Annotated in this window: 17 protein-coding genes; 6 read left to right on the top strand and 11 right to left on the bottom strand. The window is 72.6% G+C overall.

What is annotated here, in order from left to right; all coding sequences use genetic code 11:
* Positions 1 to 62 precede the first annotated feature (62 nt).
* Together ACQP2F_RS34260 and ACQP2F_RS34255 are read left to right on the top strand one after the other, a co-directional pair.
* Complete coding sequence (locus ACQP2F_RS34260) at positions 63 to 815, top strand: ABC transporter ATP-binding protein (RefSeq protein WP_433294873.1); 753 nt, start codon at positions 63 to 65, stop codon at positions 813 to 815.
* Positions 812 to 2791 carry an FtsX-like permease family protein gene (locus tag ACQP2F_RS34255; RefSeq protein ID WP_433294871.1) on the top strand — a complete coding sequence of 660 codons (1980 nt, stop codon included), beginning with the start codon at positions 812 to 814 and terminating at the stop codon, positions 2789 to 2791. The genes ACQP2F_RS34260 and ACQP2F_RS34255 overlap by 4 nt, the downstream gene beginning before the upstream one ends.
* A gap of 371 nt (positions 2792 to 3162) precedes the next feature.
* On the opposite strand, the gene ACQP2F_RS34250 is transcribed toward ACQP2F_RS34255, so the two are convergent.
* The 3 genes from ACQP2F_RS34250 to ACQP2F_RS34240 form a co-directional block, all read right to left on the bottom strand.
* Positions 3163 to 4233 (bottom strand): DUF3616 domain-containing protein, encoded by a 1071-nt coding sequence (locus ACQP2F_RS34250; RefSeq protein ID WP_433294869.1) that lies wholly within the window; start codon positions 4231 to 4233, stop codon positions 3163 to 3165.
* 79 nt (positions 4234 to 4312) lie between these two features.
* The gene (locus ACQP2F_RS34245; protein ID WP_433294867.1) at positions 4313 to 5695 is read right to left on the bottom strand and encodes a M20/M25/M40 family metallo-hydrolase; all 1383 of its coding nucleotides are present in this window, start codon (positions 5693 to 5695) and stop codon (positions 4313 to 4315) included.
* 168 nt (positions 5696 to 5863) lie between these two features.
* Complete coding sequence (locus ACQP2F_RS34240; RefSeq protein ID WP_433294865.1) at positions 5864 to 6646, bottom strand: hypothetical protein; 783 nt, start codon at positions 6644 to 6646, stop codon at positions 5864 to 5866.
* A 203-nt stretch (positions 6647 to 6849) separates the two neighbouring features.
* Here ACQP2F_RS34240 and ACQP2F_RS34235 point away from each other — a divergent pair, with 203 nt between their 5' ends.
* Positions 6850 to 7095, top strand: a complete 246-nt coding sequence (locus ACQP2F_RS34235; RefSeq protein ID WP_433294863.1) for a hypothetical protein — start codon at positions 6850 to 6852, stop codon at positions 7093 to 7095.
* A gap of 32 nt (positions 7096 to 7127) precedes the next feature.
* Here ACQP2F_RS34235 and ACQP2F_RS34230 read toward each other — a convergent pair whose 3' ends face one another.
* From ACQP2F_RS34230 to ACQP2F_RS34215, 4 genes are all read right to left on the bottom strand, one after another.
* Positions 7128 to 7820, bottom strand: coding sequence for a SanA/YdcF family protein (locus tag ACQP2F_RS34230; protein WP_433294861.1), 693 nt, complete (start codon positions 7818 to 7820; stop codon positions 7128 to 7130).
* A 37-nt stretch (positions 7821 to 7857) separates the two neighbouring features.
* Positions 7858 to 10104 (bottom strand): glycoside hydrolase family 3 N-terminal domain-containing protein, encoded by a 2247-nt coding sequence (locus ACQP2F_RS34225; protein ID WP_433294859.1) that lies wholly within the window; start codon positions 10102 to 10104, stop codon positions 7858 to 7860.
* Between the two features lie 114 nt (positions 10105 to 10218).
* Positions 10219 to 10452 (bottom strand): hypothetical protein, encoded by a 234-nt coding sequence (locus ACQP2F_RS34220; RefSeq protein WP_433294857.1) that lies wholly within the window; start codon positions 10450 to 10452, stop codon positions 10219 to 10221.
* 12 nt (positions 10453 to 10464) lie between these two features.
* Entirely contained in the window at positions 10465 to 11148 is a 684-nt protein-coding gene (locus ACQP2F_RS34215; protein ID WP_433294855.1) for an SDR family NAD(P)-dependent oxidoreductase, read from the bottom strand.
* A gap of 86 nt (positions 11149 to 11234) precedes the next feature.
* On the opposite strand from ACQP2F_RS34215, the gene ACQP2F_RS34210 reads away from it, so the two are divergent.
* Complete coding sequence (locus tag ACQP2F_RS34210; RefSeq protein WP_433294853.1) at positions 11235 to 12089, top strand: helix-turn-helix transcriptional regulator; 855 nt, start codon at positions 11235 to 11237, stop codon at positions 12087 to 12089.
* On the opposite strand, the gene ACQP2F_RS34205 is transcribed toward ACQP2F_RS34210, so the two are convergent.
* The 3 genes from ACQP2F_RS34205 to ACQP2F_RS34195 form a co-directional block, all read right to left on the bottom strand.
* Positions 12090 to 13085: a cellulose binding domain-containing protein gene (locus tag ACQP2F_RS34205; RefSeq protein WP_433294851.1), complete on the bottom strand. Its 996-nt coding sequence runs from the start codon at positions 13083 to 13085 to the stop codon at positions 12090 to 12092.
* Between the two features lie 93 nt (positions 13086 to 13178).
* Positions 13179 to 14999, bottom strand: a complete 1821-nt coding sequence (locus ACQP2F_RS34200; RefSeq protein ID WP_433294849.1) for a cellulose-binding protein — start codon at positions 14997 to 14999, stop codon at positions 13179 to 13181.
* 138 nt (positions 15000 to 15137) lie between these two features.
* Positions 15138 to 15491, bottom strand: a complete 354-nt coding sequence (locus ACQP2F_RS34195) for a cupin domain-containing protein (RefSeq protein ID WP_433294847.1) — start codon at positions 15489 to 15491, stop codon at positions 15138 to 15140.
* A 24-nt stretch (positions 15492 to 15515) separates the two neighbouring features.
* Here ACQP2F_RS34195 and ACQP2F_RS34190 point away from each other — a divergent pair, with 24 nt between their 5' ends.
* Both ACQP2F_RS34190 and ACQP2F_RS34185 read left to right on the top strand, forming a co-directional pair.
* Positions 15516 to 17741 (top strand): CHAT domain-containing protein, encoded by a 2226-nt coding sequence (locus ACQP2F_RS34190; protein WP_433294845.1) that lies wholly within the window; start codon positions 15516 to 15518, stop codon positions 17739 to 17741.
* A 12-nt stretch (positions 17742 to 17753) separates the two neighbouring features.
* On the top strand, positions 17754 to 18089 hold the full coding sequence (locus tag ACQP2F_RS34185; RefSeq protein WP_433294843.1) for a hypothetical protein: 336 nt from the start codon (positions 17754 to 17756) through the stop codon (positions 18087 to 18089).
* 33 nt (positions 18090 to 18122) lie between these two features.
* Here ACQP2F_RS34185 and argH read toward each other — a convergent pair whose 3' ends face one another.
* Complete coding sequence (gene argH / locus ACQP2F_RS34180; RefSeq protein WP_433294841.1) at positions 18123 to 19544, bottom strand: argininosuccinate lyase; 1422 nt, start codon at positions 19542 to 19544, stop codon at positions 18123 to 18125.
* Between the last annotated feature and the right edge of the window lie 4 nt (positions 19545 to 19548).

Below are 19548 nucleotides of genomic sequence, written 5' to 3'. Positions count from 1 at the left end.
TACCCCGGGAACGGTGGCTGGCGATACCGGCAGCGACCGATCCGGCCAATAGCGTTTCGGGCATGACGACAACGACCATGACCAGGGCAGATGCGGCCGTGACGCTGCGCGGGGTGAGCCGGGTCTACGGCCGCGGCCCCGCCGCGGTCCGAGCCGTCGACGACGTGACCATCGAGTTCCCGCGGGGCGGGTGGACGGCCGTGATGGGCCCCTCCGGCTCCGGCAAGTCGACGCTGCTGCACTGCGCGGCCGGCCTTGAGCGGGTCGACGCCGGCCAGGTGCTGCTCGGCGACACCGATCTCACGGCGGCCCGCGACCGCGAGCTGACCGCGTTGCGCCGTACCCGGATCGGCTTCGTCTTCCAGAGCTTCAACCTGATCGGCTCGCTCTCCGCCGCGCAGAACGTGGGTCTGCCGCTCAAGCTGGCCGGCCGCCGGCCGCGCGGCGCCGAGGTGCGCGAGACGCTGGCCGCCGTCGGCCTCGCCGACCGCGCCCGGCACCGGCCGCGCGAGCTCTCCGGCGGTCAGCAGCAGCGGGTGGCGATCGCCCGGGCCATGGTGACCCGGCCCGACGTGCTGTTCGCCGACGAGCCGACGGGCGCCCTCGACTCCTCGGCCGCCCGGGTCGTGCTCGACCTGCTGCGGTCGATGGCCGATGCGGGGCAGACCATCGTCATGGTCACCCACGACCCGATGGCCGCGGCCCGGGCCGACGCCGTCGTCTTCCTGCGTGACGGGCGGGTGGTCGACCGCCTGGCCGGCGCCGGCGCGCGCCAGGTCGCCGACCGGCTGGCCAGTCTGGAGGGCGCGCGATGAAGCTGTTCGCCGGCGCCTTCCTCTCCGTGATGCTCGGGGTCGCCCTCGTGCAGTCGTCGCTGCTGCTGCTCATCTCGGCGGCCACCTTCGACCCGCCGCCCGGCCTCAGCGCCGCCGAGCGGATGGAGCTCACCGACAACACGGCCGCGGTGGTCTCGATGCTGGGCCTGGTGCTGGGCATCGCCACGTTCCTGGCCGGGTTCATCATCAGCTCGACGTTCGCGTTCACCGTCGCCCAGCGCCGCCGCGACTTCGCGCTGCTGCGCCTGGTCGGCAGCAGCCGCGGCCAGGTGACCCGCCGGCTGCTCGGCGAGGCCGTGCTTCTGGGCGGCCTCGGCGCCGCCGCCGGCGTGCCGGTCGGACTGGCCGTGATGGCCGCGCAGACCTGGCTGATGCGCCGGATGGGCTTCGTGCCGGACGGGTTCAGCGGCCAGTGGCGCATCTGGATCCTGGCCGTCTCGCTCGGCACCGGCATCGTGCTCGCCGTGGCCGGCGCGATGGTGGCTGCCCGCCGGGCCGGCCGCGTGCGCCCGCTCGAGGCCCTGCGCGAGACCGGCGCGGCCGCCCGCGTCATGACCGCCACCCGCTGGGTGGCCGGCCTGATCTTCCTGGGCGGCGCGCTCGCCCTGGTCATCGTCGCCCCGCACGGCGGACCCGCCGGCGCCGCGGCGATGGCGATGAACGTGCCGCTGCCGGCCGCCATCGCCGCGGCCGCGCTCAGCCCGCTGGTCGTTCCGCTGCTCGGCCGCCTGCTGCCCACCGGGACGAGCCCGGTCGGCGTGCTGGCCCGGGCGAACCTGTGGGACGCCCGCCGCCGCAGCGCCTCGGTGGCCGCCCCGCTGATCGTGCTGGTCGCGCTCGTGGTCGGCACGGCCGGCGCGGGCGCGACGTTCACCGCCTCCGGCGTCGACGAACTGCGCCGCCAGACCCACGCCGACTTCGTCGTCACCTCGCCGGGTCCGTTCGTCTCACCGGGCGCTGCCTCGCCGGGCGCTGCCTCGCCGGGCGCTGCCTCGCCGGGCGCTGCCTCGCCGGGCGCCGCCTCCGTTGGTGCCGGCGGTTCGCCGGGCGCCGGCGTGGCCGGCGCGATCGCCTCGATTCCGGGTGTCGCTTCGGTCTCCACCGAGTCGTCGGTGCCGGTCACCTTCACCATCGGCCACGGTGAGGACGCGGAGACCGACACCGGGTCGGCCCTCGTCGTCTCGCCCGATGCCTACGCCGCCGTCCACTCGGCCGGCTCCTCGCTGGCCGCGCTGCGGGGCCGGGCGGTGGCGGCCGGTCCGGGCGGCGACGTTCCCCGGCACGGCACGATCCGGCTCGCGGTTCCCGAGGCCGACCTCGGCCCGGTGCCGGTGGTGGCCTCGGTCCCGCCCGCCATGAGCGGCGGCGCCGACCTGCTGCTGCCCGCCGGGCTGGTGCCGGCCTCCGTTCTGGCCGCCGCGCCGACCCACTCCTTCGTCACCCTCGACCGCGGCGCCGACCCCGCTTCCGTGCGGGCCGCGCTGTCCCGGGTGGGCGCCGTCTCCGCCGTCGACGAGTGGCTGCGGTCCGACGCCGCCGACCGGCAGTCCACCAGCGACAAGATCATGCTGGTGATCATGGGGCTGGGTGGCCTCTACGCCCTGATCGGCGTGGTCAACTCGGTGGTGATCGGCGCCGCCGCCCGCCGCCGCGAGTTCGCCGAGGCGCGCATCACCGGCCTGACCCGCGGGCAGGTGATCCGTTCGGCCCTGGTCGAGTCGACGGCCGTGACCGTGGCCGCCCTCCTGCTGGGTGCGCTCGCCGCCGCCGGTTCGTTGGTGGCCGCGATGGCCGCCACGTCCGCGATCACCGGCCACGGCACGGTAGTGATGCCCTGGCCCCTGATCGGCGCCGTGTGCGCGGTCGCCCTGACGGTCACGGCAGTCACCAGCCTGATCACCTCCTGGTCCGCGACGCGCCCGGCCCCGATCGCCTTGCTGGCCGCCCGCGAGTGAGCCCGGGCCGGCGCGCGTCAGCCTCCTGCCGCCGCCGGCCCGCCTCGCGCGCCTCTGGCGAGCGGCGCGCCTCGCGCGCCTCTGGCGAGCGGCCGGTCTCGCGCGCCTCTGGCGAGCGGCCCGTCTCGCGCGCCTCTGGCGAGCGGCCGGTCTCGCGCGCCTCTGGCGAGCGGCCGGTCTCGCGCGCCTCTGGCGAGCGGCCCGTCTCGCGCGCACCTGGCGAGCGCCCCGCCTCGCGCGCCACTAGCGAGCGCCCCACCTCGCGCTCGCCGCTCTCGCCGCGCCTCGCGCTCGCCGCTCTCGCGCTCGCCGCTCTCGCGCCGCGCTCGCCGCTCTTGAGCGCTCCGGCCTTGCGCGATTTCGGCTGGGTGTCAGGGGCGGGGCGGGAGCAGCAGGACGTCGGCTATCACGGCGCCGTCTTCGGTCAGGCGGGCCGTGGCTGGGCTGTCGTATACGACAAGTACGCGGTCGGTTCCCAGCATGCTCAGGCCCTCGGCATGGTCGTCGCCCTCGCCGTAGGAGACGTCCAGCTCTCTTGTTATCAGGGTGTCCCGGACGATGGTGGGGATCTCGGAGCGGGCCGCGCCGTGCCAGCGGTAGATGCGTACCGGGCCGTCCAGGTCCATCGTGGGGCCGGCCAGGATGAGCAGGTCGTCGCCGTCGGGGCAGAGGTCGCGGACGCCCAGGCCCTCGAGGTCGAGCACGTGCTTGCGGTAGGGGAGGCCGTCGGCGAAGTCGCGCAGGCGCAGGCGGTCGGGGTCGTCGTCGCTGACGTACGGGCGCAGCTCGAGCACGAACGCCCAGCCGCGCAGGACCGGGCCGCGCAGTCCCAAGTAGACACGGTCGCCGCGGACGGCTATGCCCTCGATGTCGAGGCCGTTGTCCTTGCCGGGAATCGGGAGGAACGGGCCGAGGTGCTCGTCGTCGCGCAGCAGGGAACGGAGGTTGTCGCGGCGGCGGAGAGCGGCGGCCCGGTGGCGCTTGCCGTCGACCTCGATCTCTCGCACGGGGGTGGGGACGCCGTCCACGTCGGCTATCGGGAGGCGTACGAGAATCTGGCGGTTGTCCTGTCCTTCGATCTTCGCCAGTCGTTTCAGGGCTTGGGGGCCGTCGTGGCGCTCCTTGATCTGCTTGCGGCGGAGGCTGTGCGAGCCGATCGCCCACAGGAAGTGGCCGGTGCGGGCCAGGCCCTCGACGTCGGCCTCCTCGTCGGCGTCGTCACCGGGCAGGTCCACGAAATCGGTCAGGCGGAACGTGGTCTCGTCGCCGAACTCGATCGCCTTCTCGGGCTGGTCGGCCATCAGACGCTCGACGGTCGCGGTTTCGTCACCGGCGATCCACAGCACGTGGCCGTCGAGCCGGACCGCGGAGAGGTTGGTGTGCGTGGCGGCGGCCCGGGACGTCTCCCCGAAGCGCAGCCGAACCGTGTAGTCGACCGTCATGGTCCACATGGTGTCACCGCCACGCACGGTGGGCGGCGCGTATGGGTAAGCAGAGCGGGGCGTCGCGGGACTCGGGGCGTCAGGAAGAGGGCTGGGGAGCGGCGGCGGGGCTGCGGTTTCCGGAGCGGTCTATCGCGCGTACGCCGAAGAAGACGTTGTCCTTGGAGAGGTCGATCGTCACGGTTGTCACGTTTCCCACGCGGCGGGCGTTGGTCCAGTCGGGGGCGGTGGTCTCGCGCCACAGGATCTCGTAGCCGTCGAGGTCGGGCTCGGGGTTCGGTTGCCAGCGCAGGGTCGTCGCGTTGGTGAGCTGGGTGGTGTCGATGACCACGCCCTTGGGAGTGCCGGGTGCCTGGGCCAGCGACCACAGGGCGGCGGCGTTCACCCGGGCGACGCGGGCGATGTAGCCGAAGTCGCAGAACTCGATCAGGTCGCCGTATTGGACGCCATTTTCCACGCGTACGTCCTGGTGCTCGTGGGCGAAGTTCTCGCGGGGTTCGGTGAAGCGGGCCGCCGGGTAGCCCCGCAGCAGGAACGAGATGTGGTCGCTGCCGCGCAGATAGCGGTCGCGGCGCCAGATCTGGCGCACGCGCATCCCGGTCTGGCCGTTGCTGGCCACGTCGTGGACGAAGCGGCCCAACTGCCGGGACGGGCCGTCGTTCTCGCCGCCGACGCTCTGCCGGATCGCGGCCTGGGCGGGGGTCTCCGAGGTCGGCACGCCCTCGACGAAGAGGCGGACGGTGTGCGGATCGTCGGGGGTGCCGTCGTGGGCATCGCCCGTTCCGACGATGTCGTTGCTGAACGCGGCCTGGATGTCGGCGCCCGCGTCCTTGAACGACTGGGCCAGGTGGTCGGAGCCGTAGAGGCCCTGCTCCTCGCCGGCCACGGCGGCGAACACGATGGTCGCCTCGGGGGAGCGGGTGGCCAGCACCCGGGCCAGTTCCATGATCACCGCCACCCCGGAGGCGTCGTCGTCGGCGCCGGGCGCGTCGGCGGTCGCGTTCATGACGTCGGTCACCCGCGAGTCGTAGTGACCGGTCACCACGTACAGGCGATCGGGAGTGACGCTGCCGCGCAGGGTGGCCACCACGTTGGTGATCCGGGTGGGCACCGGGATGCGGTTGGAGACCGGCTGGACGAACGACTGGAGCTGGACGGTCATCCGGCCGCCGGACGTGGCGGCGTAGCGCTGCAGCTCCGCGAAGATCCAGTCGCGCGCCGCGCCGATGCCGCGGACCGGGTCGTCCTGGGCGGAGAGGGTGTGCCGGGTGCCGAAGGCGACGAGCCGGCGGATGGTCGCCTCGATCCGGCGGGGGTCGATCTCGCGAAGGATGGCGCGCAGGCCGGGCGAGGGGGAGTGGTGGCCGAGACCGGCCGCGAGGGCGGGGGTCTCGCCGGAGACACCGGCGGCTACGGCCGCCGCGGACACCGTCAGGAAGGTACGCCGAGTCGACTTGGCCATGCCGACCACTCTCGTCCGAGGGGGCCGGCATGTCCATGGTTGTCGATGTTCGGGGTGGGGCCGGGCTGTCCCTCCCCCCGTTCGGGCTGTCCCTCCCCCACCCCGTTCGGGTGGGGGAGCAGTGAAGCACTCGCCTATGACAATTCTCCGCTGTTGTCCACAGGATGATCAGGAGGTGGTTGTCGGCGCGGGGGAGGCGGCGCTGCCGCTGGGGGCGGGGGCCGGGCTGGTGGGGTTACCCGGGTTTCCGGGCCCGCCCGGGTTGGCGTGGCGGCGGCCGTCCTGGCGGTCGGGGAACCCTTGGCCGGGGCCGTTGCCGTAGCCGGGGCCGTTGCGGTAGCCGGGGCCGTCGAAGCGGCGCTGGTCGGGGGCGCTGTGGCCGCGGTCGTCGAAGTGGGTGAAGGCCGCGGCGGCGCCGACCACGCAACCGCCGATCACGCAGCCGGCCAGGAGGGTGGCGCCGGCGATCAGGATCGGGACTCGGCGCGAGTACCAGCGGGTGGCGGGGGCGGCGTAGCCGGGGCCGGGCGGTGGGCCGGTGTAGGCGGCGCCGGGCGGTGGGCCGGTGTAGACGCCGGGTGGGGGCGCGGCCTGGGCGGCGGCCTCCTGGTCGGGCGTCGTCTCGTGCGGCGTCGCGGCAGGGTGGGCGGCGGCCTCGGACGTGGGCGCGGCGGAAGAGGGCGCGGGCGAGGAAGAGGGCGGGGCCGGGGAAGCGGGTGCGGCCGAGGAAGCGGGCGGCGCCGCTGAGGACGAGGGGGCGGCCGAGGCCGAGGAGGGAGGCGGCGCGGAAGAGGGAGGGGCGGCCGAGGAAGGCGGCGGCGCGGCCGAGGATGAGGGGGCGGCCGAGGACGAGGGGGCGGCCGAGGAGGGAGGCGGCGCGGAAGAGGGAGGGGCGGCCGGCTGGCGTACGGTCGGCTCGTCGGGGTTGATCGGGGGGTTTTGATCGGTCATTCGAAGGGCTCCATACCGAAACCAAGGGGTGAGAGCCTCAACGATCGGGCCGGTAGCTGGGAAGTGCGGTGGGAAGCGTCTAAGAAACGGCTAAGAACCGGCCGTTCCTAACCTGTGGATCTTTCGGGGTAGTCCGTCCGGGCGGTGGGGCCGCCCGGTTGTCCGGTCCACAGCGGATCGGCGGCGATCTAGCATTTCAGCGCATGCGGAAGGTGTTTCGGAGGCAGGACACCAGCGAGCTCGAGGCCGAGATCGAGGCGCTGCGGATCTACGTGGCCGGGACCCGCGCCGAGAATGAGCGGCTTGTACGGGAGAACGCGGCGCTGCGGGCCGAGATCGAGCGCCTCGGGATGGCTGTCGAGTCGTCGACCAGCGAGTTGCGGCGCGTCCTGGGGACCGGGCCGGTGATGGCCGGGACCCGCTGGCACGCCGAGCCGCCGCCCTGGTGAAGCCGGCGGCCCCAAGGAGAGCGGCCCCACGATCAGGAGAGCGCGTCGTCGACGCCGGGCTCGTGGCGGCCCAGGAAGACCGGGTCCCGGTGGGAGAGCACGTCGACGGCGGCCTTGACAACCGCGCCCCGCTCGCGGACCACCGAGTGCGCCCACGGCCCTGCGTAGATGCGCACCGAATCGTCGCCCACCCCGCTCGCGTCGACGCCGAGCTGCCGGCAGAGCGCCACCGCCCGGTCGATGTGGTAGCTCTGGGTGACGACGATGGCCCTGGTCACGCCGAAGATCCGCTTGGCGCGGGCGCACGAGTCGTACGTGTCGAAGCCCGCGTAGTCGAGCACCACCTGACTGGCCGGCACCCCGCGCGCCACCAGGTAGACCTGCATGGCGCCGGGTTCGTCGTAGTCCCAGCGGCGGTGATCGCCGGAGACCAGGATCGCCCTGACCTTGCCCGCGTCCAGCAGCCGGTGCGCGATGTCGAGCCGGGCCGCGAGGAACGGCGACGGCGTCCCGCCCTGGTACACCTGCGCGCCGAGGACGAGCGCGACCGGCGCCGGCGGCACCGACTTCTCGTCGTAGACGTGCCCGGACGCCCGGCCGATCACCCACAGCGACGAGGCGGCCATGACGAGAACGGCGAAAGCGGTGGCGTAGGCGCCGGCGTAGAGCAGGCGGCGCAGCAGGCGGGGCAGCACGCGGCCGACGATGCCAGGCCGTGTCAACATCACCAACCCGGCCCGGCGCCGCCCGGTGCCGCCCGGCTCAGCCGATCGTGAACGGCGCGCGCAGCAGATCACGCTCCCGCGACGACGGGCCGACGTGCAGCTCGAAGTCGCCCGGCTCGACCACCCGGCGGCCGTCGGCGGCGACCAGCGAGCAGGCCGACGCCGGAATCTCGAACTCGACCGTCACGGACTCACCCGCCGGCACCGTGACCTGCCGGTACGCCTTCAGCTCGCGCACCGCCCAGGTGACGCTGGTGACGAGGTCGCTCACGTACGCCTGCACCGTCTCGGGCGACGGCCGCGTGCCGGTGTTGGTGAGGGTGACGGACGCGGTGACCACGCCGTCGGTGGCAACCTCCGGCGAAACGGTCAGATCGCTGTAGGTGACGGGGGAGTAGGAGAGGCCCTCGCCGAAGACGAACAGCGGCTCCTGGGTCAGGTCGGCGTAGCGCGTCCCGTGCTGGCCGCGGATCTGGTTGTAGTAGACCGGCTGCTGGCCGACGTGCCGCGGCACCGACAGCGGCATCCGCCCGCTCGGCTCGATCAGGCCCAGCACCAGCTCGGCGATCGCCCGCCCGCCGCGCATGCCGGGGTTGAAGGCCTGGATGACGGCCGCCGCCTCCAGCGCGGACGGGGGCAGCACGCACGGCTTGGAGTTGAGCAGCACCACGATCATCGGCGTCTTGGTCGCGGCGACCGCGTCGAGCAGCGCGATCTGCCCGCCCTGCAGCTCGAGCGTCGCCGTCGACTTGTGCTCGCCGGTCAGGTTGACCGTGTCGCCGACGACCACGACCGCGTAGTCGGCCCGGACCGCGGCGTCGCGGGCCACGGCGATCAGGTGCGGGTCGACCGGCGCGCCCTGGGAGATCGGCGGCCGCGGCTGCCCGTCCGGATAGGTCGCGCCCTCGGGGTCGGGCACCAGGCGCTCGATGTCGGCGCCGCGGGCGTGGGTGATGTCCCAGCGGGCGGGCGCGACCGCGCGGAAGCCGTCGAGCACGGTCTCGGTCATCTCGCGCGGGTGGCCGTCCGGCATCCAGTCGACCTGACCGGAGTTGCCGGCCCAGTCGCCGAGCTGCGCCGAGACGTCGTCGGCGTTGGGTCCGAGCACGGCGATCCGCTTGAAAGCGCTCGCCTGGTCCAGCGGCAGCACGCCCTGGTTGCGCAGCAGAACCAGGGACTTGCGGGCGACCTCGAGGTTGAGCTCGGCGTGCGCGGCGACGCCGATGACCTCGCGCTGGCGTTCGGCGTCGGGGGCCCGGGGGTCCTCGAACAGGCCCATGCGGAACTTCAGGCGCAGGATCCGGCGTACGGCCGCATCGATCTCCTCCTCGCGCAGAAGCCCGCGCGAAACCGCCTCCTGTGCCCCCTCGAAGAATCCCGGCGTGGTCATGACCAGGTCGTTCCCGGCGCGCACGGCGACCGCCGCGGCCTCGGCGTAGTCGGCGCAGACCTTCTGCTCCCAGACCATCCGGCCGACGTTGTCCCAGTCGGTGACCAGCGTGCCGTCGTAACCCCACTCGCCCTTGAGCACGTCGTTGAGCAGCCACTTGTTGGCGGTGATCGGCACCCCGTCCATCGACTGGTAGCCGAGCATGAACGCCTGGCAGCCCTCCCGGGCGACCCGCTCGAACGGCGGCAGGAACCAGGAGCGCAGCTTGCGCGGGCTGATGTCGGCCTCGCTCGCGTCCCGGCCACCCTGGGTCTCGGAGTAGCCGGCGAAGTGCTTGGCGGTGGCCAGGATGCCGGTCGGGTCGGACAGGCCCTCGCCCTGGTAGCCGCGGATCATCGCCGAGCCGAGCTCGCCGATCAGGAACGGGTCCTCGCCGAACGTCTCGTCGACCCGGCCCCAGCGCAGATCGCGGGTGATGCACAGGACCGGCGAGAAGGTCTGGTGGATGCCGGTCGCCGCGACCTCGAGCGCGGTGACCCGGGCCGCCTTCTCGACCAGGCCGGCGTCCCAGGTCGCGGCCATCGCCAGCTGGGTCGGGAAGATCGTCGCGCCCGGCCAGAACGAGTGGCCGTGGATGCAGTCCTCGGCCGTCAGCAGCGGGATCTGCAGCCGGGTCTTGGCGACCAGATCGATCGCCTCGAGCATCTTCTGGGGCGAGGTGTGCAGGATCGAGCCGGCCAGCTTCTCGCTGACGATCTCCTTGACGTCGTTGCGGGCGTCCAGCTGGAGCATCTGCCCGACCTTTTCCGGCAAGGTCATGCGGGCGAGCAGGTCCTCGACGCGCTGCTCGACGGGCAGGGCCGGATCCCGGTAGGGAAGAAGATCAGCGGGCACTCGTGCCTCCGGTCGTCACGACCGCGGTGGCACGGTCTGTGGAACGCTAACAACCGGCAGTCTTCCAGCCCGGAACCGGTTCCGGCACCCCGTTCCGGTTCCGGAACTGTTCAGTTAGTTATCCGGATCACTCTCATCAATGCTAGGGGCTTCGATGCCGGCGGCCTCGAGGGCGTCCAACCGGGCCTCCTCGGCCTCCTTCTCGCGCTCCACGAGGGTCGCGTACTCGATCAGGGCCGAGGGGTCCGTGGAGTCCTCGAGCCGGTCGAAGAATCGCTGGGTGGTGCGGACCGCCTCGGCGTACGCGGCGGCCGCCTCCCGGATCGCGATGATCGTCTTGTCTGTCATGCGGACAGTCTTTCACCACGGCACCCGGCCGTGCCGGTTGACGTATTCGCCGGTCGGGCCGTCCCGTCCGACCTGCGCCATCCGCACGATGATCTCGGCGCCCTCCTCGATCGTCTGCGGTCCCTGGTGGCCGTTGAGGTCGGTCGCCGTGTAGCCGGGATCCACGCAGTTGATCTTCATTCCCGGGTACGCCTTGGCGTAGTGCACGGTGACCATGTTGAGCGCCGCCTTCGCCGCCCCGTACGCCAGCGCCGGCACGTGGTACTCCATCACCGACGGGTCGTTCGCCCAGCCGAGCGAGCCGAGTCCACTGGATACGTTGACGATCACCGGCAATTCCGACTTTTCTAGCAAAGGTCGGAAAGCATGGGTGACCTCAACCACGCCGAAGAGGTTCGTCTCGAATACTGGACGCATGATCTCCGCGGTCACTTCGCCGACCGGGGTCATGCCGCCCGAGATGCCCGCATTGTTGATCAGCACGTCCAGGGCGCCGACGGTCTGGACGGCGGCCGCGATCGAGCCCGGGTCGGTGACGTCCAGCCGGACGAATCGCCCGCCGAGCCGCCGCGCCGCCTCGGCACCCCGCTCCGCGTCCCGCGCGGCCATCCACACGTCGTGCCCGGCGGCCAGGAGCTGTCGCGCGGTCTCGTAGCCCAGGCCCTTGTTGGCCCCGGTGATCAATGTCGTCGTCATGTCATCAGGCTGCGCCGGCCGCGGCGCGATAGGGGAGGTATCCGCGGTACCAGGCAACCGGGCCGCGCGCGGGTGACACTCGACGCATGACGGCCTCGACATCGACCGAGTTCGGGCGCGCGGTGCGCCGATGGCGGGAGCGGCTCACCCCGCAGGCGGTCGGCCTGCCGCCCGGTGGCCGCCGCCGCGCCGCCGGCCTGCGCCGGGAGGAGCTGGGCCTGCTCGCCGGCATCTCGGTCGACTACATCATCCGGCTCGAGCAGGGACGGGCCACGGCGCCGTCGGCACAGGTGGTCGAGGCTCTGTCGCGCGCCCTGCGCCTCGACGGCGGCGAGCGCGACCTCATCTTCCGCCTGGCGGGCCTCGAGCCGCCGGGGCGGGGACGGCTTCCCGTCCATCTCACGCCGGGCGTGCAGAGACTTCTCGACCGCCTGTCCGGTACGCCGGTGAGCGTGCACGACGGCGCCTGGAACCTGATCACGGCCAATCAGCTGTGGGTCGCCCTGATGGGCGACCTGCTCGCGGTGCGGGGCCGGGAGCGCAACATCGTCTGGCGGCACTTCACCGACGCCGGCAGCCGGATCACCCTCAGCCCCGCGCAGGCGTCCTCGTTCGAGGGCGCCATGATCGGTGACCTGCGCTCGGCGGCCGTCCGCTACCCGTCCGACCCCTCGCTGCGCGATCTGATCGCCGACCTGCGCCGCGTCTCGCCGCGGTTCGCCCGGCTGTGGGACGACGGGATCGCGGCGCCGCACGAGTCCGGCCGCAAGAACGTCGACCACCCGGTGGTGGGCCGGATGGAGCTGGACTGCGACGTGCTGACGGTGCCCGGCTCCGACGTGAAGATCGTGGCCTACACGGCGGAGCCGGGCTCGGAGAGCGAGAGCCGGCTGGCGTTGCTGTCGGTGGTGGGCTCCTTGGATCCGGCCCTGCGGGACTAGTCAGGCCACCGTGCACGCGGCGCCGTTGAGGACGGCGGCCGTCGGGCGGGCGTTGCTGGCCGTCCAGCGGCCGAGCATGCCGGCCGTGACGCTGCCGCCGGCCGCGATCGTGCGGTTCCAGCGCTCGCCGGTCAGCGTGATGGTCGCGCCGGCCTGCTGCACGGTGGCGTTCCACGCCGACGTGACGCGCTGATCGCCGCCGGCCGTGAGCACGAGCGTCCAGTTGTCGACGGCGGTGGTCCGCTGATTGGTGACCGTCACCTCGGCCACGAAACCACCCGGCCACTCCGATGTGGACTTGTAGGCGACGGTGCAGAGCTGCGGGGGCGGCGGGGTGGTGGTGACGACCGGCCCGCGTACGGTGTTGGAGGCGATCGAGACGTTGCCGGCGGCGTCCCGCGCGCGTACGTAGTAGGACGGCAGGCCGAGGCTGCTGCTCCGGAACGGCGCGACGAACGTGGTGCCGGCGGCGGATCCGACCACGGTCGAGGTGTACCAGCCGTCGAAGAAGTACACGTCGTAGCCGGCGATGCCGACGTCGTCGGCGGCGGCGTCCCAGGCGAGCGGCACGCCGTCCGGCGACGTCCCGGTGATCCGCAGGTTGCCCGGCGCGGACGGCGGGGTCGTGTCGCCGGTGGTGGATACCGGCGTCACGACGGTGACCGTGTTGCTGGAGGCCGAGTACCCGCTCGCGTCCTTGGCGCTGACCCGGAACGAGTACTGCCGGCCCGGGGAGATGTACCCGGTGATCGTGGCCGTCGTGACGTTGCCGACCGGCTGCGACCAATAGACGTCGTTGAAGGCCTGGGTGTAGTTGACCTGGTAGTCGGTGGCGCCCTCGGACGCGGTCCAGGAGAGCGTGACCGAGACGGGCGTGATGGCGGTGACGTGGAGGTCACCGGGTGCCGGCAGGGCCGCGGCCGCGGGACGGGCGGCCACCGCGACCAGGGCCGCCACGAGGAGCGTCGAGGCGAGCATCTTGCGAGGACGAGACATGCCTCGACCGTCCAACCTGGAATAGACGGATGTCAACGCCATCCCGCGGTCGGCCGGGCCGGCGCGGAGTCGCGCCGGTCCGGCCGGGTGACGCTACGGGTTGACGACTTTGCCGCCGAAGGTGACCTGCAGCCTGCCGTCGGAGGCGTAGGACCAGCCGAGCGCGCCGCTGTACGTGGTGCATCTCGAGCCGTTCGTGCCGGACCAGAACTGGTTCGAGCTGTCGGCGTTGCCGACGATCCGGTCGTTCGTGCCGCTCGAGCTGCGGCACGACGTGTTGGTCCGGAAGGTGGACGTGCCGGCGTCGAACGAGAAGTTGCGCTCGGCGTTGTCGATCGCCACGTCGTTGGAGATGGTCATCGAGCCGGGGTTGCTGTTGTAGGTGAAGCCGTGGTGGCCGTTCCGGTAGGCGATACTGTGCGTGACGACGTGGTTGACGCCGATATCCTCGCCGCCCAGCTTGTAGCCGTTGCGGTCGCCCGCGCCGGCCTGCGAGCCGTCGCTGAGCGTGCCGTTGGCGTAGGACAGTGAGTACTCGATGGTGACCGGGCCGATCGCGCCGGTGTCGGTCTTGGTGTAGAGGTCCCAGCCGTCGTCGATGTTGTTGTGCGACACGTCGTACCGGAAGATGTTGCCGGTGCCGACCGTGAGCTTGGCGGCGAAGCCGTCCGCGTCCTCACCGTCGGAGTCGGCGTTGTCGTGCGACTCGGCGCTGACGATCAGGTTGTTCGACGGCCACTGCGACTGCGGCGTGTCCGAGGCGGTGCGGGACAGCTGCAGGCCGGTGTCGTGGTTGAACCGGGTCACCGTGCGCTCGATGACGTTGTTGCTGCCGCCGACGAAGATGCCGTTGTCGCCGGCGTGCTCGACCACGATTCCGTACACGTGCCAGTAGTTGCCGTTGATCGCCAGCCCGCGGTTCGCCGGGTCCTCCGCCTGCGCCGAGAAATTCAACACCGGAGTTTCCCCCGGGTACGCGGAAATTGTCTTCCGGGCGGCCGATGTGCCGTTGTTCCCGGGCGCGATCGTGATCGTCGACGACGGCGCGTAGATGCCGCCCCGCATGTAGATCGTCCCGCCGGCCGCGATCCGGGTGATCGCCGAGGCGAGCGTGGTCGGGGCCGACTGCGTGCCCGCCGCGCTCGCCGAGCCGTTGGGCGCCACATAGAGGGCGCCGCTGGTGGGAGGCGTCGTCGGGGAGGTCGTCGGCGTCGTCGGCGTCGTCGGTGATGTGGTCGGTGATGTGGTCGGGGTCGTGGTAGGCGAGGTCGGCGTCGAGTCGCCGGCATCGTCCACGACCACATCGTCGAAACGCCCGGCCGCGTGCTCGGTCAGCAGCCCGATCCGCCCGGCGCCGATCGTGCTGTCGGTCGCGCTGCCCACGCTGGTCCCGTTGATCGAACCGCTGATCGTGGTGCCGTTCACCGACAGCTTCAGCGTGTAGAACGTGCTGGTCGAGATGGTCTGGCCGAGACTGGCCAGGATGGTGACGGCCGAGCCGTTCATGGTCTCGAGCTGCACCTTGTTGCCGCCGGTCAGCGACAGCCGGTACATCCTGGTCGCGCCCGCGGCGCGCGCGGTCAGGGCCACCACGCCGCTGGTGGTGGCGAACGACGTGGCCTTGACCCGGGCCTGCACCGAGTAGTCGGCCCAGCTGGTCTGCCCGGCGAACTCGCGGGCGCGCTCGCTGCCGGAGTCGGACTGCTGGAGCACCCGCGATCCGTCCGATGTGATCGACCAGGTGCCGCCCGATTTCGACCAGCCGCTGGTGCTGCCGGTCTCGAAGTCGGCGCTGAAGACGGTCGCCGCCTCGGCGTCCGTGACGGTGACGAAGAGGCCCGCCGCGACCAGCGTGACCAGCCCGCCGACACCGGCCGGCCGGCGCCACCGGCGGGCGCGTGGTGTGGGTGCCATGCGCAATTCTCCTTGTCGCATTGGGAACCCGCCGGAGAGCGAACGGCAGCGACGGCGTGACCGGCAAGGGCCCGTCGTTTGATGGTTCCGGGGGACGGTTATTCCGTTCCGGAATCTGCCACCGTCAATGCATCAGGGTCAATGAGTTCCATTTGCAGTTTTGTTGCACAGCTCGGTGGACTCAATGGCGAGCACGGTCAGTCCCCCTTTCGACCGGGTCGCGTGCTCCTCGCCGGCCGCCCAGAACGCGGCCTGCCCGGCGCCGATCGGCAGCCACGGACCGTCGCCCGAGCGCACCTCGCCGCCGCCGGAGAGCACCACCAGCAGCTGGCCGACCGGCGCCGGATGGGAGCCGATCTTGCCGCCGGCCTCGACCCGCAGCACGGTCACCTCGGCGGCCGGCTCGCGCACGAGCTTGGCGGCGCTCAGCCCGATGCTTCCGAATGCTTCGATCGAGTGAACGGGGAGCGCGGTCAGATCGACGATTTCCACGCGCCGAACGATAACCTGATCCGCGTGTGGCGACTGGCCTTTGTGGTGGGCGACCCCGGCCCCGACCGGGATTCGGCTCTCGACGCGATCCTGCGCGAGGCGCCCACGCCGGTTCGGCGGGTCGACGGTGATCGCGGCGCCTTCCCGGTGGCCACCCGGGGCACCATGGTCGTGGAGATCGAGTCCTCGGTGACCCTGGCCCAGCGGGTGATCCGGGAGCTCCTCGACGCGGGCCTGACCGTGGTGATCGTGACCCGGAGTCAGGATCTCGCCGAGAGCTTCCCGCAGTGGTCGCCGCGCGTCGTGAGCTCGGGGCCGCCGATCGACTACGAGAGCATCGACTTTCCGGACTTCGACTTCGAGGCCGGCCTCCCGGACGCCGATTACGCCGACCCCGGCATTCTCCCGGCCGAGGGGATTCCGGCCGAGGAGCTCGAGCGCTGGCCCACGATGGGGCTGCCGCGCCCGGAGGCGACGCCGGAGAAGCCCGACCTCATCCCTGCCGTCCGCCGGTCGCGCGTGGTGAGCGTGGCGGTCGTCGACGGGGCGGGGCGGGCGGCGACCGGTGGGCTTCCGCCGGAGCTGCCCTTCCTCGTCCGCGTCGGGATCGGCGCGCCGCGGGCCGGGAGCATCCTGCCGCCGACCACGCCGCCGTTCCCGGAAGAGCTGCTGGGCGACCCGGACGAGGGCTGGTGGCTGCAGGCCGTGCTCTCCCGGGACGGGCAGGTGGTGCAGAGCGGCGCGATCTTTCTCCCGCGTACGGGCGAGGGGTTTGTCTGCTCGTGCACACCCGGTGACCGGCACCGGTGCACCGAGAGTGACCGATCGCCGTGGTTGAGCCTGAGCGTGATCGCGCCGCGCTCACCCGGCGTGCAACAGCTGCAGCTCGCGTTGCACCTCGGCGCGGCCGCGATCCAGGCGTTCGAGATCGAGGTCGCGGTCGGCGACGGCGGGCCGGCGCCGGTCGGGCGGGCCGTCTTCACGCTGAGCAAGGAGCTGGCCGAGCTCGACCGGTTCGGCGACCGCGCGATGTCGATCCGGCTCGGTGACCTGGCCGAGGGGCGGCACTACCTGGTCGTCAACGACGCGGCCGGCACCCGGGTCGGCACCGAGCTCTCCGACGCGCAGGCCGGGGACGCGGCCCGGAGCCTGCGGGCGGTGCTTTTCGACCGGCAGCTCAGCGAGACCGGCGGCGGGTGGCGGTCGCTCTACGACGACGGGTTCGCGAAGTCCGAAAAGGATTATGTCGCCGACCTGTGGGCGATGGCCCGTGCCGGTTCCTCGGCCTATCTGGGCATCTTCCCGGATGTGGACGACAGGCTGACGATGCGGCGCGCGCTGGCGGCCGGCAGCGGACCGGCGACGATCCAGGTGGCGCTGGCCGAGGGGTCGCGGGCGGTGATCCCGTGGCAGCTCGTCTACGACTTGCCGATCCAGGACGGCGCGGGGTTGTGCCCGAGCGTCCACGAGCTGGGCCCGGCGGGCGCAGGGCCGGCCGGCTCCGGCGGCGTGCCCGATCGTTGCCCGCACGCGGCCGGCCATGATCAGCGGCACGGTGTGCTGTGCCCCTACGGGTTCTGGGGTCTCGCCCACGTGCTGGAGGTGCCGCCGTCGAGCGGGCGGATGACGCTGGCCGCCGCGACCAGCGAGGCGCGGCCCGCCGCCGTGGTGGTCGGGCTCAACGCCGAGCTTGCGGGCGCGGACTGGGACCGGCAGCGGGCCGTGCTCGACCGGCTCGGCGCGGCCAGCGTGGTCACCACCGACGTCGAGGCGCTGCGGGACGCGGTGATCGGCGGTGCGGACCTTCTCTACCTGTTCTGCCACGGCCGGCGGGTCACCGGCGCGGGCAGCTCGTCCGGCGGGCTCGCGCTCGACTTCGGCCGGGGCGGCACGCTGCGGCCGGAGGACGTCAGCTTCTGGGCCGAGCTGTCCCCGGCGGTCCGCTGGGAGAGCCGGCGGCCGCTGGTGGTGCTGAACGGCTGCTACACCGGCGAGCGGCTGCCCGAGACGCTCACCGACTTCGCGTCCGCGTTCGTCCGCTCGACCGGCGCGGCCGGGGTGCTCGCCACCGAGGTGACGATGGAACAGCGCCTGGCCGCCTACGCGATGAGCGCCTTCGTCGCGGCCTGGGGGAGCGGCGGCGGCGTGGGCGCGGCGATGCGCCAGGTGCGCTGGCAGTTGCTCGCGCGCGGCAATGTGATGGGGCTCGCGTACTCCCCGTACTGCGATGCCGGCCTTCGACTGCCCTAGGAGGGTGCGACCGTGGTGGTGCTGAACATCGGCAGTGTCTGCTTCGGACTGGTGGTGGGTTTCATCACCTACCGGACGCTGGTCCACAGCAACGACAAGGCCAGCATCTCCGACCTGGCCGCCGTACTCGCGGCCATCGGCGGCGGCGCGGTCACCGCGCTCTTCCCCGAGGGGACGGACGCTTTCGGCTGGTACGCGATCGGCCTCGCCGTGGGTGTGGCGACGTACCTGATCGTGGCCCTCCGGCTGCGCAAGGACCCGTTGCAGATCCTGAGCGCGCCCGCCATCCCCGCACAGTCTTCCCCGCCGCCGGTCCGCGACCAGCCCGACGACATCCGCCCGCGCTGAGGCCGGCCGCCGTGGGCGGCCGGCCGTGGACGCTCAGCGCGGGACGACCTTCTCCAGCGCCCACTCGCGCCAGCCGTCGAGCTTCTGCTGGACCGACGCCAGCTGCTCGGCCACCGGGCCGGGGCCGGTCGAGCCCGGCGTCGTGCGGCTGGCCAGCGCGGACTGCACCGAGAGGACCGCGCGGACGGACGGGTCGAGGTGGCCGCTCACCGTCTTGAGGTCGTCGTCGGTGAGGTCCTCGAGCTCGCAGCCGCGCACCGAGCACAACGCCACCAGCTGGCCGGTGATCTCGTGCGCCTCGCGGAACGGGACGCCGCGCCGCACCAGCCAGTCGGCGACCTCGGTGGCCAGCGAGAAGCCCACCGGCGCGGCCGCGGCCAGCCGGTCGGCCCGTACGGTCATCGTGGAGATCATGCCGGCCAGGGCCGGCAGCAGGAGCTGGAGCGTCTCGATCGCGTCGAACGCCGGCTCCTTGTCCTCCTGCATGTCGCGGTCGTACGTGAGGGGCAGTCCCTTGAGCATGGTCAGCACCGCCACGAGGCCGCCGACGAGCCGGCCGCTCTTGCCCCGGGCCAGCTCGGCGATGTCCGCGTTCTTCTTCTGCGGCATGATCGACGACCCGGTCGCGAAGGCGTCGTCCAGCTCGACCCAGCCGAACTCGGTCGAGGTCCAGAGCACCACCTCCTCGCCGAGGCGGGACAGGTGCACGCCGATCAGCGCCGTCACGAACAGGAACTCGGCCACGAAGTCGCGGTCGGCCACGGCGTCCATCGAGTTCGGGGCCGGCGCGGTGAAGCCCAGTTCCTTCGCGACCGCGGCCGGGTCGAGCGGCAGCGAGGAGCCGGCCAGCGCGCCGGAGCCGAGCGGCGAGATGGCGGCCCGGGCGTCCCAGTCGCGCAAGCGGTCGAGGTCGCGCAGCAGCGGGTGCACGTGGGCGAGCAGCCAGTGCCCGAACGTCACCGGCTGGGCGTGCTGCACGTGCGTCAGGCCCGGCGCCGCCGTGTCGACGTTCAGCGCGGCCTGCGACGTGAGCGCGTCGGCCAGCTCGACCAGGGCGACGGCCACGCCGCGGGCGTGGTCGCGCAGGTAGAGCCGCAGGTCGGTGGCGACCTGGTCGTTGCGGGACCGGCCGGCGCGCAGCTTGCCGCCGAGCGCGCCGAGGCGTTCCAGCAGGCCGCGCTCGAGCGCGGTGTGCACGTCCTCGTCGTCGATCGTGGGCCGGAACTCACCGGACGCGCAGGCCGCCTCGAGGTCGTCGAGGGCGGCCAGCATCTGGCCCAGCTCGTCCGGGTCGAGCAGCCCGGCCGCGGCGAGCACCCGGGCGTGGGCCCGGGAGCCGGCGATGTCGTACGGCGCGAGCCGCCAGTCGAACTGGACGCTCACCGACAGCCGGGCCAGGGCGTCGGCGGGGCCGCCGGAGAACCGGCCGCCCCACAAACTCGTTTTCTCGGTCACGACG

Origin of the sequence: Actinoplanes sp. CA-030573, from assembly GCF_050951115.1 — a bacterium.
Taxonomy (GTDB): domain Bacteria; phylum Actinomycetota; class Actinomycetes; order Mycobacteriales; family Micromonosporaceae; genus Actinoplanes.
The sequence above is the reverse complement of the archived record's forward strand: the minus strand, read 5'-3'. Positions and strand labels throughout refer to the sequence as shown.